Genomic DNA, 15,412 nt, shown 5'->3' with positions numbered 1-15,412 from the left:
GATAGTGTCAAACGCTTATTCCCGGCACCCGCCATAAGTCAGAACGAAGCACTACCATCACTATGAAAAATAGCAATAGACACTGACACGCTTCACCTCTGGCAGCCTCAGCGTTTCTGCAACAGCGCCACATCGGCAGCGGGAAACTCGACGTGCATGCCGAATCGCCCGGCCAGCCATTCGAAACTCGCCTCGCTGAAGAAGCACACGTGGGTCGGATCGAGGATATAGTGCCAGCGAGTGAAGGCCTCTTCACTGGTCAGGCGCTTGGTCATCAGCCCAAGCCAGCCGTCCCCAGGCAGCAGGGACACGAGACGCTCGAACTCGTCCCCAGGCGCGAAGAGGTGCTCCACCACCTCGGTGGCGGTGATGAAGTCGTAGCGGCGTTCGAGCACGGCGGGGTCCGGCGCGTAGAACGGATCGTAGATCGCCATGGGGTGGCCGGCCTCCTCGAACATCACCGACAGCGTCGGGCCGGGGCCGGCACCGAAGTCGAGTCCGCGGGCGCCGGGTGCCAGCCGGCTCTTCAGCGGCTCGAACAGCCGCGCCAGGAAGCGCCGGTAGCCGGGGTCATCGGGGCGATTCTGGTGCTGGTCATAGACCGCCTTCTCCTGCTCTGGGGCAAGACGCTGCTCCGGCGGGACGAACGCCAACCGGCAGTTCTCGCAACGGTAGTAGTCACGTTGCGCGTCGCGATGAAAATGTCGCGAATGCGGGGATGCACATAGCGGGCAGGTCGTCATCGTCGTATCCTTTTGGGCCTGGCGAACCAGAGCTTACTGAAAACACATCATAACGAGGAGGCCGGCAATGCTGTCAGGTCTGGACCACCTGGTCATCACCGTGACCGACATTTCCCGCGCCGTGGACTTCTACTCTCGTGTACTCGGGCTCGAGGTGCGCTATCGGGATCGCGAGCGGGTCGACCTGATGCTCGGCGACCTTGCCCTGCGCCTGCACTGGACGGCCACCGACATCGAGCCGCGCGCCGCTACCCCTACACCGGGCAGCCTCGACCTGTGCCTGCGCAGCCTGCTACCGCTGGATGAAGTCCAGCGGCATCTGGAGGCACTCGATGTGGAGGTGGAGCTCGGCCCGGTTACCCGTCAGGGCGCCAACAGTCTCATCGAGTCCCTCTACCTGCGCGATCCCGATGGCAACCTGCTGGAAATCAGCCGACCGCTAAAGGAAGCACTCTAATAGTTGCCTCCCTGGCAATGTCGCCCACGGCCGGTATCATTGACGTAAACCATGAGCCACTGGATGCATCATGAACGAGAGCCCCGACAGCCATCACGTCATCGAGCCGGGCGGCAAGCCCGACATTACCCTGCCCATCGTCGTCTATGCCCTGCTCCTGGCGGGCATCGTCACCGGTGGCCTGACCATGCTGGTCGGCGTGGTGATTGCCTATGTCTATCGTGGCCAGGGGCCGCACTGGTTCGATGAGCACTACCGTTATCAGATCCGCACGTTCTGGCTCGCGGTGCTCTACTTCGCCATTTCCGGCCTGTTGATGCTGGTACTGATCGGCTTCGTGACCTGGCTGGTGGTGATCGTCTGGCTGGTGTTTCGCTGCGTGAAGGGCATCAAGCACCTGCAGGAGCACCGTGCTCCCGACAACGTGGACGCCTGGCTGATCTGAGCCCATGAGCGAGACGCCATCATCCACCGCCACCCTGCAGGGCCGTGCCATCGCCACGCTGTGGCGCACCCTGGCCGGTCGCCGTCCCGCCATGCTCTGGCGGCTGGCCCGTATCGCCGGCCCCCTGGTGCATCGCTTCAGCCGACGCGAGCGCGAGGTTACCGAGATCAACCTGACCGAGGTCTATCCCGAGCAGGGTACGAGCGAGCGCCGTCGACTGGCCCGGCAGAGCCTGACCCACTCCACCGCCACCATGCTAGAGCTGGGCTTCGCCTGGATGGCCGAGCCGCAGCGGGTCGAAGATTCGATTCTCGAGATCCACGGCCGTGAGTTGCTCGACGAAGCTCGTGCCGAGGGGCGCGGCGTCATCGTGCTGGCCCCGCACTTCGGCAACTGGGAAGTGCTCAACTTCTGGCTCTCCAGCCACTTTCCCTTCACCGCCATGTACGAGCCGCCCAAGATCGCCGAACTCGATCCGGTGATCCGCCAGGGCCGCGAGCGCATGGGCGCGAGCCTGGTGCCGACCAACCCACGCGGCGTCGCGGCCCTGCTCAAGGCGCTCAAGCGCAGCGAGGCGGTGGGCATCCTGCCCGACCAGGAGCCCGACTGGGGCAGTGGCGTATTCGCCCCCTTCTACCATCGCCTGGCCTATACCGCGACCCTGCTGCCCAAGCTGGTGGCGCGCACCGACGCCCGGGTCGTCACCGGCGTGGCGCGACGTCTTCCCGGCCGCGGCTTCGCCATCCACTTCCTGGCCGCCGACGAGCGGGTCTACTCTCCTGACGAAGCGCAATCGGCTACCGGTGTGAACGCCTGCGTGGAGGATGCCATCGCCCTGGATCCGGCCCAGTACCAGTGGGAGTACAAGCGCTACCGCAAGGTGATCGAGGAACAGCAGGGCGTGCCGAACCACGGGGATTTCCGGCTCTACTGAGCGGTACTGCCGCCGTCGCTTGCCATAAGGAGATTGCATGCCCCAAGGACGGAAACGCCGTTCATGACCCGGCCCGCACCGCTCAAGGTACTGGCATGGCTCGCGCTGTCCCTGGTGCTGCTCTATGCGCTCTATCTCGTTACTGCCAACTCCCTGCTCGCCAGCAATTGGGCACGCAGCCAGCTCGACCGTACGCCGCGATTCACGCTGGAGTGGGAGCGCGCCTGGACGCTCTTCCCCGGCCACCTCCAGCTTACGCAACCGCGCCTTGCCGGCACTGCCGCCGAACGCCGCTACACGCTGGTGGCAGAGCGCGCCACGCTAAGCTTTGCCCTCGTGCCGCTGCTCGACCGTGAGGTACGGATTCGCGACTTGAAGGCAGAGGACATCCGGCAGGTCAGCCTCGATGAGTACCGCCTGCAAGGCGGCGGCAGCCTGCACCTGGCCGGCTTTCACTGGCACGCAGGCGAACTGGGTATCGAAAGCGCGTCGCTACAGTTGGATCGTGGCACGGTGTTGCACGGCGACACGTCGCTGGTGGAAGGCGTGGGGCTGGACGCCGACCTGAGCTTCGCGCCACTGACCCTGGCCGAGCACCCCGGCGCGGAAGCGATGCGCTTCGTCTCCGGTACCCTCGCCCTGGCCGGGCGCAGCGACGCCTATGACGTCTTCAATCCCTACCTCGCCGCACTGAACTGGCTCGAGATCGGCGGCCATGGCGATTTGCAGGGCGAGATTCTCCTCGAAGGCGGCGAGGTGCAGCCGGGCAGCCGCCTGCGCCTGGACTCCCCTCACCTCAGCGTACGGCTCGACGAGCGCCATTGGCTGGAGGAAGGGGCGCTCTACCAAATCAACGGCGCCGGTGCGGTGGAGGTAGACGTCGCCCAGAATGCCCGTTTGGCCCTGGAACTCGACGACATCGAGATGTTCGAGGCCATGCCCGATGCCTCGCCTCGGCCGCTGCTCGTCGGCAAGGACTTCCGGCTCGCGCTAACCACTGCCGCCCTGCACCTGCACACCCCGCCGGACGAACTACAGCGGGCCGAGCTGCGCTGGCAGAACGCCGAGGCTTACGACATTGCCGCCTTCGACCGCTACCTGCCGCCCCCCGTGCCGCTGACGCTGGAAAGCGGCTCGGCCCGGCTGCAAGGTGGGCTTGTCTATGACGCCGGGCGCCTCTCCGGCGGTTTCGATCTGAGCGGCGAAAGCATCGCCTTGCGCCTTGGTGAGCAGCCGCTGACCGGGCGGCTTGGCTTGCACCTGCCCATTGCCGAACTCGACGTGATACACGGCACGATGGACATTTCCGGCACTCGCTTCGACCTCGAAGCCGCCGCCCCGGGCGAGACACGACCGCTCACCACCTCCCTGGAACTGTCCACGGCCCGCTTCCACTCGCCGCTGGCCTGGCGCGAGCTGGACGACGACACCCTGTTCGGTGGCGGGGCGCCGTGGTCAACCGAGCTGGTACTGCACGGCCGTATCGCCAATCTCGGCATGCTCGACCCCTTCCTCGCCGAGCTGTTCGACGGACGCGGCCTCGCTCTGGAAGGCGGCGGTCGGCTCGCCGGGGAACTGAACATTCGCGATGGTCAGCCGCTCGAGGGCAGCCAGGTGGAGGTGCATTCGGAAGCGCTAGGCGCCCGCTTTCTCGGCTTTCACGCCCGCGGCAATGGTCGGGCACACCTTGCCCTAAGCCACGACGAACCCTACCCCGAGGCGAGTGTCGAACTCGTCTTCGATGCTGTGGACCTCACTCGCCTGGCCGATGGCCGCCGGCTGTTTCAGGCCGATAACCTCTCGCTCACCGCCACAGCGCAGGCTCGGCCGAATGGTACGCCTACACCAACGGCCCAAGTGGAGTGGCATGGCGCCCGCATTCCCAACGTGAACGTGTTGAACGCCTACCTGCCGGAAGCGGCACCGTTGCGGCTCCAGAGTGGCCAGGCCAGCAGTGACGGGTACCTTGCGCTCGAAGAGGAGCGTGGCCGGGGTCGCATCACCCTCACGGGAGATGCCATCGATGGGCGCCTGCTGGATGAAGCGTTTCACGGCGAGCTGGACCTGACCCTCGAGCTGCGCGATCTTCATCCCGCCCGCCAGCGCCTCGACCTTTCCGGCAGCCGGGTGGCAGTGACCGCCTCGGCGAACGATGGCGAATCCCTACGCACCCTGCTGATCGCCCGCCAGGCAAGGTTTCAGGGCGGCTTTGACTGGCCCGGTAGCGAGACGCCGCGCCTCCCCCTTTCCGGCACGCTGCGGCTGGACGGCCTGCTCGACCGGCTCGGCTTTCTCAATGCCTTTCTGCCCGATGAGCACGGCCTGGCGATACAGGGCGGAGGGCGGCTGAGCGCCGATTTTCACTTCGCCGGCGGCGAAGCCACGTCCGGCAGCCAGCTTCGCGTGCACTCCGACAGGCTCGCCGCACGCTTCCTGCACTACGAGGCCTTCGGCGACGGATCTCTCAGGGTGGAAGTCACCGATCCCGGCGCGGAGCTGCGCCTCACCTTGCCCCGCTTCGGCCTGCGCCGCCAGGCGGAAGACGGGGCACTGATCGAGGGTCAGATGCTGGAGATACGCAGCCGGGCCCGCCACTTCGACCTGCCCGAAGGGCTGCGCGAGCTGAATACGCGTATCGACATGCCCCATGTAGCGGTACCGAATCTCGCCGCCTTGAACGGCTACCTGCCGCAGGGCGGGGGCATCTCGCTGCTCTCCGGGCAGGCGCGGATGGCCACTCACCTGCAGCTCGAGGATATGCACGCCAGCGGTCAGTTGGAGTTGCATGCACCGAATGCCCACCTCGCCTTCCATGAGCAGACCCTCGAAGGCACCCTGCACCTGGAAGCCCTGCTCACCGATGGCGACCTGGAAACCCTCGGCTTCGACGTCTCCGGCTCGCAGCTCAGCCTGACCGACGTGCGCCTGGAGAATGAAAGCGGCAGCCTCAGCGATGGCTGGTGGGCACGGCTCGCACTGCGCGAGGGGCGCATCCGCTGGGAGACGCCGCTCGAACTCGACGCCCGGTTGGAACTGGCCATGCGCGACAGCGGCCTGCTGGTCAACCTGCTCGTCGATGCCGCCCGCGAGCGCCGCTGGCTGCGCGAGCGGCTCACCCTGGGCGAAGTGCACGGTGAGGCGCGGGTAATGATGCATGACGGCACCATGCGGCTGGAAAACCTCACCGTACAGGCGGGGGACCGCCTGGAGCTGCTGGCCAATCTGGCCATGCGCGATTCGCACCTGACGGGGCGCGCCTTCGCCCGCTATGGGCCGCTGCGCCTGGGCATCGAGATGGATGGCGATCGCCGCCGCTGGCAGCTGCGCAACGCCCGAGAGTGGTACGCCAGTGGCCAACCGGCAAGCGAGCTGGCCCTGCCCGAGAGCTGGGCCTGGTTCGATCAGTTGGACATCCAGGTGGAATGAGCCATCACCAGGCACAAGTGTGTCTGGGCAAAGAGGTATGACTGGAAAGAGACCGCTGACCTGCTAGACTGGCCCTGACGCTTGACGGGGTGCCGGTGGAACCGGCTGAGATCGCCATACGACATTGCTTGAATCAGCAGTCGTCACGGCGGGGCCCGTAGAACCTGATCCGGCTCGTACCGGCGTAGGGATCAAGCGGTGGCCCCTTCGCGGCAAGCATTCGCCGCCTTATCCCAGCCACCCCTTCCTTCCTCCCGCCCACGCTCCGGATCCGATTCGATACCGGAGGCAAGATGGGCTATCGCTTCACCGATCTGACTGACACCTGCCACGACGACTGGCGCGCCTACATCGAGCACGACTTCGTCCGCGGCCTGGGTACCGGCACTCTGGACGAAGGCGCCTTTCGCCACTACCTGCAGCAGGACTACCTGTTCCTGATTCACTTCGCCCGTGCCTACGCGCTGGCCGCCTACAAGAGCCGCACTCTGGCCGACCTGCGCCAGGCCCATGAAGGGCTCAAGGCGATCGTCGACGTGGAGCTCGGCCTGCACGTGGGCTACTGCCGCGAATGGGGCATCGACGAGGAGGAGCTCGCCCGACTGCCGGAGGCGCGGGCGACGATGGCCTATACGCGCTACGTGCTCGACACCGGCAACCGCGGCGACCTGCTCGACCTCCACGTGGCGCTGGCCCCCTGCCTGGTGGGCTACGGCGAGATCGCCAACTGGTTGAACGAGCAGTCCTTCACACTGCGCGGCGAGGCCAACCCCTATGACGCCTGGATCGCCATGTACGAGGGCGAGGAGTTCCAGGCCGCCATGCGTGCCGAACTCGAATGGCTCGACGCGCGCCTGGCCGATGTCACCCCGACACGCTTTGCCGAACTGGCCGAGGTGTTCCGTGACGCCACCCGGCTCGAAATCGATTTCTGGCAGATGGGGCTGGACCGCAGCCTCTGACCTACCCGCAACGACAACAAACGCACCAAGGATCCCCACCCATGAGCAAGACCGCCCATTTTCTCGCTGAAACCGCCAAGGTCGACGAGGCCGCCATCCAGCCGCTGCCGGGCTCGCGCAAGGTCTATGTCGAAGGCTCGCGTCCCGACATCCGCGTGCCCTTCCGCGAGATCTCGCTGTCGCCGACCCGGACCTCCGGTGCCGATGAGGAGAACCCACCGCTGCTGGTCTACGACACCTCCGGCCCCTATACCGACCCGCAGGCCGGGATCGACCTGCGTCGCGGCCTGTCCGAACTGCGCCGTGCCTGGATCGAGGAGCGCGACGACACCGAATTTCTTGCCGGCCCCACCAGCGAATACGGCCAGCGTCGCGCCAACGACCCGACGCTGGCCCAGCTGCGCTTCGACCTGACGCGTACGCCACGCCGTGCCAAGGCGGGGAAGAACGTCACCCAGCTGCACTACGCCCGCCAGGGCATCATCACGCCGGAAATGGAATTCATCGCCATTCGCGAGAACCAGCGGCGCCAGGCGCTTGGGACTGAAGAGGTCGAACGCATCCTGGGCCACCAGCACCCAGGCCAGGGCTTCGGCGCGCGGCTGCCCGAGGAGATCACGCCGGAGTTCGTGCGTGCCGAGGTGGCCGCCGGCCGCGCGATCATTCCCTGCAACATCAACCACCCCGAGTCGGAGCCGATGATCATCGGCCGCAACTTCCTGGTGAAGATCAACGGCAACCTGGGCAACTCGGCGGTGACCTCCTCCATCGAGGAAGAAGTCGATAAGATGACCTGGGGCATCCGCTGGGGCGCGGATACCATCATGGATCTCTCCACCGGTCAGAACATTCATGAGACCCGCGAATGGATCATTCGCAACTCGCCGGTACCGATCGGCACGGTACCGATCTACCAGGCCCTGGAGAAGGTCAACGGCGTGGCCGAGAACCTCACCTGGGAGGTGTTCCGCGACACCCTGATCGAGCAGGCCGAGCAGGGCGTGGACTACTTCACCATCCACGCCGGCGTGCTGCTGCGCTACGTGCCGCTGACCGCCAAGCGCGTCACCGGCATCGTCTCCCGCGGCGGCTCGATCATGGCCAAGTGGTGCCTCTATCACCACCAGGAGAGCTTCCTCTACACCCACTTCGAGGAGATCTGCGAGATCTGCAAGCAGTACGACGTGGCGTTCTCCCTGGGTGACGGCCTGCGCCCCGGCTCGGTGGCCGACGCCAACGACGAGGCGCAAATGGCCGAGCTCAAGACCCTGGGCGAGCTGACCCATATCGCCTGGAAGCACGACGTGCAGGTGATGATCGAGGGTCCCGGCCACGTGCCCATGCATCTCGTGAAGGAGAACATGGACAAGCAGCTCGAGTACTGCGACGAAGCGCCCTTCTACACCCTCGGCCCGCTGGTCACCGACATCGCCCCGGGCTACGACCACATCACCTCCGGCATCGGCGCCGCCATGATCGGCTGGTTCGGCTGCGCCATGCTCTGCTACGTGACGCCCAAGGAGCACCTGGGCCTGCCCAACAAGGACGACGTCAAGACCGGCATCATCACCTACAAGATCGCCGCCCACGCCGCCGACCTCGCCAAGGGGCACCCGGCCGCCCAGCGCCGCGACAACGCCCTCTCCAAGGCGCGCTTCGAGTTCCGCTGGGAGGACCAGTTCAACCTCGGCCTGGACCCGGATACCGCGCGGGAGTACCACGACGAGACGCTGCCCAAGGACTCGGCCAAGGTGGCTCACTTCTGCTCCATGTGCGGCCCCAAGTTCTGCTCCATGAAGATCAGCCAGGAGGTGCGCGACTATGCCGCCGAACATGGGCTGGACGGCGATCAGGAAGCCGTCATGAAGGGCATGGAGGAGCAGGCGGAGAAATTCCGCCAGGCGGGTGCGGAGCTCTACAAGGAAGTCTGAGCCACGACGCTGCAGCGACACGCCGGCCCCGAGGGTCGGCGTGTTTTTTTGTCGCCGCAGGCGACACCAAGGAACGCTCGGATGTAGCCTGTAGAGAACGGTAAGGACCAAGTGCGGAGGGAGCAAGCCCATGCCACACCTGCACGTCGCGCTGGTAACCGAGCGCCCCGAGGTAAGCCTGATACCGATTTTGCAGCTTCGCCCCCAGCGGATCGTGTTGATTCCATGCCAGTCATCGCCACAGGCGGCCGAGCGTCTGGCAATCCTGCTGCGCCACGAGCTGCCCCCGGGCACCGAGATCGAGACACACCCCCGTCTTCCTGCCGACGAACCCCAGCGCTGCGCGCAGTATGCCGCCGAGTTGGCCGAGACGTTGTATCGCCAGCAGTTCGATACGCCCTCCCTCGCGGTTACCCTGGATGCAGGCGGCTGCAGTACGTTTACCGCCCTGCTGTTCCAGCAGGCCATGCGGCGCTGCTCCGCCGATTGGCTGTACGTGGATATTCAGGCCGGGGCTCTCTACCGTTTGGCGTGCGATGGTCCGGATCCCACTCCCGAGGTCATGGCCATCGAACCGGTGCTGGACGTCGATCGCTTCCTGCAGGCCAATGGTCGCAAGCGAGTCCGGGCTCTCTCCGACAAGGGCGACTGGCGCCTGGCTTGCGCACAGCGCAAGTTCCTGACCCGCTATCTCGCCCATCATGCCGACCGTCTAGCCATCCTGCTCGGTGAATTGCACGACATGGTGCACGGCGAAGGAGGAGTGCTGGCCGCCCCTGATCCACACGCGCCACCCCGGCTACGACCCGGCGTCGAGCGCCAGCAGCTGCACGTCACACCTCGATTTCCTACCACCGATGCATTGAGTGCCCTGAGCGAGGCCGGCCTGCTTGATTGGGAAAGCGGCACCCCTCGGGAACTCGTCATCCCCTCTCTGGAAAACGCTCACTATCTGGGTGGTGGCTGGCTGACGGAGTACGTCTGGCTCAGCGCCATGGAGGCCGGGCTATCGCGAGTCTGCAGCGAGGCTCACATCCTCGACCTCAGCGGCCAGCACAACGGTGAGCCCGTGGTATCGGACTGCCTGGCGGTGGAACGCAACCAACTGCTGTTCCTCGAATGCCTGATCGCGCGTCCAGGGGCCGAGGCCAGTCTCGAACAAGGCCTGAAGCGGCTACACGGCATGCTCAATCATTCCGCGGGACTCACCGCCACTCGGGTACTGCTGGCCTGCGGTGAATTCGACAAGTCCCGTCAACGGCTCACCGAGTTGCAGCGCTTGCAAGGCTTGCAGGTCCAGGTCGTCGCGAACGGGGATCTCAAGCACCTCCCCGCCCTGCTGGCGAGCTGGAAGGAGCATGGCAAGTGGCCAGGAGGCTGATTGGTCCAGCAACGAAAGCGCCCCCATGGCGACTGCCATGGGGGCGCGGTGAGATGCATGCGACAGGTTCGCCTCAGAAGCGGTAGCGAACCCCGACGCTTGCCGCATCGAAGGTATAGTCCGACTTGTCCAGGTAGCGCATGTAGTCGGCACCAATCGCCAGGTTGGGCGCCACGTCGAATTCGGCACCACCACCGTAGGAGAAACCGTTTTCACTGTCGATGTCGAAATCCACCTCAGTGAAGCCCGCCAGGCCATACAGGCGGAACTCCTGCGAGACCGGCAGCATCCCCTTGGCGTAGGCGCCCACCAGGTAATCGAGCTCGGTTGCGCCATCAGAGCCTCCTGTGCCCAGGTGGGCCTCGGCGGCGAGATAGTCGTTGAACTTCATCCCCCCGTTGAGACGCAGGCCCACGGAGTCGGCCGAGGAGCCTCGATCGGGGTCGAGCTCCCAGAACATGGCGTCGGCGCCGACATAGGCCTGGGGGTACATCGGCATCTGGTACTGCTGGGCCTGGGCCGAGGCAGCGAAAACGGTGGCCATCAGCGCAGCAGTAGAAACGGCTAGCAGTTTCATATCGCACCTCCATTAAGAAACAGTGTTTCCATTCACCGACTCCAAGTCTGGTACAGAGTTCGAATGTCTGCAAGACGAATCTACGTGCGGCAAGTTCGGCGGGACAGGTTCAGCGTGGCGACAGGCTGAGCACGACGATGCCACCCAGTACGATCGCCCCACCGATCAGTTGCATTCCCGAGAGCATCTGCCCCAGCACCAGGTACCCAAGCAGCAGCGAGGCCACCGGCTCGACGTTCATGACCGGCGCATTGCGCGCCATCTCCAGCCGCGGCACGCTGATGAACAGTACCGAGAAGGCAACGCTGTAGAGCAGCGCCAACGCCGCCAGCGCCCCCCATCCCGTCGGGCTCGCCGGCAGCGCCATGCCACCCGGCACCAGTTGCAGCGCACCGGCAGCGACCATCACGACGAGCACCGTGAGCATGGTCAATAAGCTGCGCAGGGTACTGCCCACACCGCTCAGGTGGTGCTCGGTGATCCACAATGCACAGGAAAACGCCGCTGCCGCCCCCAATCCGAAGGCCACGCCGGGCAGCCAGTCCGGACCAAGAGCCTCGGGGGTAGCCAGCCAGGCGGGAACGTCCAGTACCACCACCAGCCCGACCAGGATCACGGCCATGATCAGTGCGGCGCGCAGCGTCGGTCGTGGGCCACCCAGTACCCAGGTCAGCAGCGCCAGTTGGATGGGAAAGGTATTCATCAACAGCAGCGCGACCACCACCGGGATGCGCGCCACTGCCGAATAGAGGCAAAGACTCTGGATCGCGACCATCAGTCCCGCCAGCAGCTGCCAGCGGCCCGCGCCGGCCGGAAAGCTGAAGCGCTTGCGCTGCAGGAGAAACAGCACTGCCAGCACGCTGAGCGCGACGGCGGAGCGCACCAGCACGGCAAGCAGCAGTCCGGTACCCTCGTCGAAGGCCAGTCGGGCCGCGACATGGTTACCGGCGAACAGCGTGGCAACGGAGGCAAGCAGCAATACGGCAAAGTGGCGCGGCAATAGCGATGCGCTACCAAGCGCCGCAGTGTTGGTCGACATGGCAGTTTCCAGCGGCATGAAGAGCCGTCAGCATGCCAGCATTTTCGATAGACGGCTAATAAAGTGTTCGCTTGACCTGGAACAGGTCAGAAGAAACGCCCGACTGATAGACTAAAGTATTACGTCTATGCTGGCCCTACAGCTTCCACCTGGAGATGAGATGGATACGTCGGTACTGGTGATCAACTGCGGCTCCTCATCGATCAAGTATGCCCTGGTGCCCGAGGACCCCGCCCGGCCGCGACTGGCGGGGCTGGCCGAACGCCTGGGCGGAAGCGACGCCCGGCTCAAGGACAGCGACAGCCACGGCGAGCCTTTCGAGCAACCGTTGCCCGGCGCCGACCATGCCTTGGCGCTGGAGGCCATTCTCCACCGCCTGGAAGGGCGCCTCCCGCTAGCGGTAGGCCATCGCATCGTCCACGGTGGCGAACGCTTCACGCGAGCCGCCCTGATCGACGACGACGTGGTTGCCGCCATCGAGCAGACCACGGCCCTGGCACCGCTTCACAACCCCGCCAATCTGGAGGGGGTGGCCGCCACCCGGCGCCTGTTCCCCGACCTGCCCCAGGTGGCGGTGTTCGATACCGCCTTCCATCAGACCCTGCCGCCGCGAGCCTACCGCTATGCACTGCCGGAGGCGCTCTACCGCGACCACGCCATTCGCCGCTACGGCTTCCATGGCACCAGCCACGCTTACGTCAGCCAGCGCGCCGACGCGTTGAGCGGGCTCGAAGGCGGCGGCTGGCTCACCGCCCATCTCGGTAATGGTTGCTCCACCTGTGCCGTGTGGAAGGGCCAAAGCCTGGATACCAGCATGGGGCTGACGCCGCTGGAAGGGGTCGCGATGGGCACGCGCAGCGGCGACGTCGACCCGGGCCTGCACGCGCATCTGGCACGCCAGTTGGGCTGGTCGCTCAAGCGCATCGACGAAGTGCTCAACCGCAATAGCGGCCTGCTGGGGCTATCGGGGTTGACCAACGACATGCGCGAGCTGGAAGCGGCCGAGTCGCAGGGACATCCCGGGGCGACGCTGGCCATCGAGGTGTTCTGCTATCGCATCGCCAAGTCGCTGGCGGCACTCTCCTGCGCCCTGCCCCGCCTCGACGGCCTGGTCTTCACCGGGGGCATCGGCGAAAACTCCGCCGAAGTACGCGAGCGGGTGATCGCCCTGTTGCCGCACTTCGGCCTGCAGCTCAACCGCGCCGTCAACAGCGAGACCATTCGTGGACGCGAGGGCCGCATCGATGCCGGCGGACGCCAACTATGGGTCATTCCCACCGATGAAGAGGGCCAGATCGCCAATGAGACCCGTCAACGCGTGAAAGAAGAGACCGCCGCATGACACCCCGCGACACACGACCCCAGACTCAGGTTCTGCTGATGGTACCCACCGGCGTCGGGGTCGGCCTGACCTCGGCCAGCCTCGGCCTGATGCAGGCATTCGATACCATTGGCCTCAAGAGCGGATTTCTCAAGCCATTCCGCCAGGATGAGCTGAACGGCCCCGGCCCCGACCGTTCCACGGCGTTGGTCAGCAGCACGCTCGGGCTGCGCCCACCGGCGCCCATTTCCCAATCCGATATGGAACGCCTGCTACGCCAGGATCGCCTCGACGTGCTGATGGAGCAGGTCATCGAACTCTATGACCATGCGGTGGGCAGCGATGACGGCTCGATGCCTGACCTGGTCGTGGTGGAGGGCGTGGTGCCCACTGCCCACGGCACCTACGCCACCCAGCTCAATGCTCAGCTGGCCCATGCGCTCAATGCGCGCATCATCCTGGTCGGCAGCGGCGATGCCGCCGCCCCTGCAGCGCTGGCCGAGCAGTTGGACATGCACGCCCGCGCCTTCGGTGGCGCGGACTCTGCGCGTACCCTGGGCTGCATCCTGATGCGTATGCACAATCTTTCCGGCACCGCAGAGCCAGCACTGGCCCCCGGCACCTCCAGCGTGGTTCTCGACGACCAGTTCCTCGCCGAGTTGCGACGCCACTCCCCCGCGCTTGCCACCGACCGCTTCCACCTGATCGGCGTGGTGCCCTACAACCCGTCCTTGATCGCGCCACGGGTGATCGACGTGGCGCGAGCGCTCGACGCGCGCTTCCTCAACGAGGGCGACGCCGCCAACCGCCGCGTGCTTTCCACCAGCCTGTGCGCCCGCAGCGCCGCCAACGCGCTGCACGTCTTTCGCCCCGGCAGCCTTATCGTCACTTCGGGCGATCGCGACGACATCGTGCTGGCCTCGGCACTGGCCACCATGAACGGCGTGCCCATGGCCGGTGTGCTGCTGACCAACGGCTACATGCCCAACGACAACATGATCGAGATGTGCCGGCCGGCCCTGAAGACCGGCATGCCGGTGCTGGCAGTGGATACCGACAGCTTCACCACGGCCAAGAACCTGGGCAGGATGGGCAACGACATCCCCATGGACGACCTGGAGCGCGCCGAGCAGGTAACCCGCTTCGTCGCCGGCCACCTGGACCTGCAGTGGCTCAAGGATCACCTCAGCCGTGGCTTCACCCGCCGTCTGTCGCCCTCGGCGTTTCGCCACCAGCTGGTCAAGCTGGCCCAGCGCGCCAACCGACGCATCGTGCTGCCGGAGGGCAGCGAGCCGCGTACGGTGGAGGCCGCCGCCATCTGCCAGCGTCGCGGCATCGCCAACTGCGTGCTGCTGGCCCGCCGCGAGGAGGTGGAGGAAGTCGCCCGCAACCGCGGTATCGAGCTGCCGGAGGGGCTCGAGATCGTCGACCCCGAGCATATTCGCAGCCGCTACGTGGCGCCCATGATCGAGCGTCGGCGCGGCAAGGTGAACGAGCTGACGGCGGAGGATCAGTTGCAGGACAACGTGGTGCTGGGCACCATGATGCTGCAGCTCGACGAGGTCGACGGCCTGGTCTCCGGCGCCGTTCACACCACCGCCAACACCGTGCGCCCCGCTTTCCAGCTGATCAAGACCGCTCCCGGCTACCGCCAGGTATCGTCGATCTTCTTCATGCTGCTGCCCGAGCAGGTGGTAGTCTACGGCGACTGCGCCGTGAATCCCGACCCCGACGCCGAGGCGCTGGCCGAGATTGCCATCCAGAGCGCACGCTCCGCCCAGGCCTTCGGCATCGAACCCAGGGTAGCAATGATCAGCTACTCCACCGGTGAGTCCGGCAGCGGCGCCGACGTCGACAAGGTACGCCAGGCCACGCGGCTGGCCCGCGAGCTGGCCCCGGACCTGCTGATCGACGGCCCGCTGCAGTACGACGCCGCCGCCATCGAGAGCGTCGGTCGGCAGAAGGCGCCCGACTCGCCGGTGGCGGGCCGTGCCACGGTCTTCGTCTTCCCTGATCTCAACACCGGCAATACCACCTACAAGGCGGTGCAGCGCAGCGCCCGGGTAGTCAGCGTGGGACCGATGCTGCAGGGCCTCAACAAGCCGGTCAACGACCTATCCCGCGGCGCCCTGGTCGACGACATCGTCTATACCATTGCGTTGACGGCCATCCAGGCCGCCCAGCGCGGGTAGGCTG

Annotated in this window: 12 protein-coding genes and 1 riboswitch; of the genes, 9 read left to right on the top strand and 3 right to left on the bottom strand. The window is 65.8% G+C overall.

Going from position 1 to position 15,412, the window contains the following annotated elements:
- Positions 1-107: 107 nt before the first annotated feature.
- Positions 108-743 carry a class I SAM-dependent methyltransferase gene (locus ACUY1T_RS19165; RefSeq protein ID WP_446025155.1) on the bottom strand — a complete coding sequence of 212 codons (636 nt, stop codon included), beginning with the start codon at positions 741-743 and terminating at the stop codon, positions 108-110.
- Positions 744-810: 67 nt separating this feature from the next.
- Between ACUY1T_RS19165 and ACUY1T_RS19160 the strand changes: the two genes are divergently transcribed.
- The 7 genes from ACUY1T_RS19160 (at position 811) to ACUY1T_RS19130 (ending at position 10,279) form a co-directional block, all read left to right on the top strand.
- Positions 811-1,200, top strand: a complete 390-nt coding sequence (locus tag ACUY1T_RS19160; RefSeq protein WP_446025154.1) for a VOC family protein — start codon at positions 811-813, stop codon at positions 1,198-1,200.
- Positions 1,201-1,270: 70 nt separating this feature from the next.
- Positions 1,271-1,645, top strand: coding sequence for a DUF4870 family protein (locus ACUY1T_RS19155; protein WP_446025153.1), 375 nt, complete (start codon positions 1,271-1,273; stop codon positions 1,643-1,645).
- A 4-nt stretch (positions 1,646-1,649) separates the two neighbouring features.
- Positions 1,650-2,579, top strand: coding sequence for a lysophospholipid acyltransferase family protein (locus ACUY1T_RS19150; RefSeq protein ID WP_446025152.1), 930 nt, complete (start codon positions 1,650-1,652; stop codon positions 2,577-2,579).
- Positions 2,580-2,642: 63 nt separating this feature from the next.
- Positions 2,643-6,005, top strand: coding sequence for a hypothetical protein (locus tag ACUY1T_RS19145; protein ID WP_446025151.1), 3,363 nt, complete (start codon positions 2,643-2,645; stop codon positions 6,003-6,005).
- Between the two features lie 75 nt (positions 6,006-6,080).
- Positions 6,081-6,213: riboswitch (TPP riboswitch) on the top strand.
- An 85-nt stretch (positions 6,214-6,298) separates the two neighbouring features.
- The gene (tenA, locus tag ACUY1T_RS19140) at positions 6,299-6,967 is read left to right on the top strand and encodes a thiaminase II (protein ID WP_446025150.1); all 669 of its coding nucleotides are present in this window, start codon (positions 6,299-6,301) and stop codon (positions 6,965-6,967) included.
- A gap of 41 nt (positions 6,968-7,008) precedes the next feature.
- The gene (thiC, locus tag ACUY1T_RS19135; RefSeq protein ID WP_446025149.1) at positions 7,009-8,898 is read left to right on the top strand and encodes a phosphomethylpyrimidine synthase ThiC; all 1,890 of its coding nucleotides are present in this window, start codon (positions 7,009-7,011) and stop codon (positions 8,896-8,898) included.
- A 130-nt stretch (positions 8,899-9,028) separates the two neighbouring features.
- Positions 9,029-10,279: a hypothetical protein gene (locus ACUY1T_RS19130; protein WP_446025148.1), complete on the top strand. Its 1,251-nt coding sequence runs from the start codon at positions 9,029-9,031 to the stop codon at positions 10,277-10,279.
- A 73-nt stretch (positions 10,280-10,352) separates the two neighbouring features.
- On the opposite strand, the gene ACUY1T_RS19125 is transcribed toward ACUY1T_RS19130, so the two are convergent.
- Both ACUY1T_RS19125 and ACUY1T_RS19120 read right to left on the bottom strand, forming a co-directional pair.
- Entirely contained in the window at positions 10,353-10,856 is a 504-nt protein-coding gene (locus tag ACUY1T_RS19125; RefSeq protein ID WP_446025147.1) for a porin family protein, read from the bottom strand.
- Positions 10,857-10,965: 109 nt separating this feature from the next.
- Positions 10,966-11,895, bottom strand: coding sequence for an EamA family transporter (locus ACUY1T_RS19120; RefSeq protein ID WP_446025146.1), 930 nt, complete (start codon positions 11,893-11,895; stop codon positions 10,966-10,968).
- 160 nt (positions 11,896-12,055) lie between these two features.
- Between ACUY1T_RS19120 and ACUY1T_RS19115 the strand changes: the two genes are divergently transcribed.
- Positions 12,056-13,237 (top strand): acetate/propionate family kinase, encoded by a 1,182-nt coding sequence (locus tag ACUY1T_RS19115; RefSeq protein WP_446025145.1) that lies wholly within the window; start codon positions 12,056-12,058, stop codon positions 13,235-13,237.
- The gene (gene pta / locus ACUY1T_RS19110) at positions 13,234-15,408 is read left to right on the top strand and encodes a phosphate acetyltransferase (protein WP_446025144.1); all 2,175 of its coding nucleotides are present in this window, start codon (positions 13,234-13,236) and stop codon (positions 15,406-15,408) included. The genes ACUY1T_RS19115 and pta overlap by 4 nt, the downstream gene beginning before the upstream one ends.
- Positions 15,409-15,412: the final 4 nt, after the last annotated feature.

Source organism: Billgrantia sp. Q4P2 (assembly GCF_052806135.1).
Note: the sequence above shows the minus strand (reverse complement) of the source record. Positions and strands in the feature narration are given on the sequence as shown.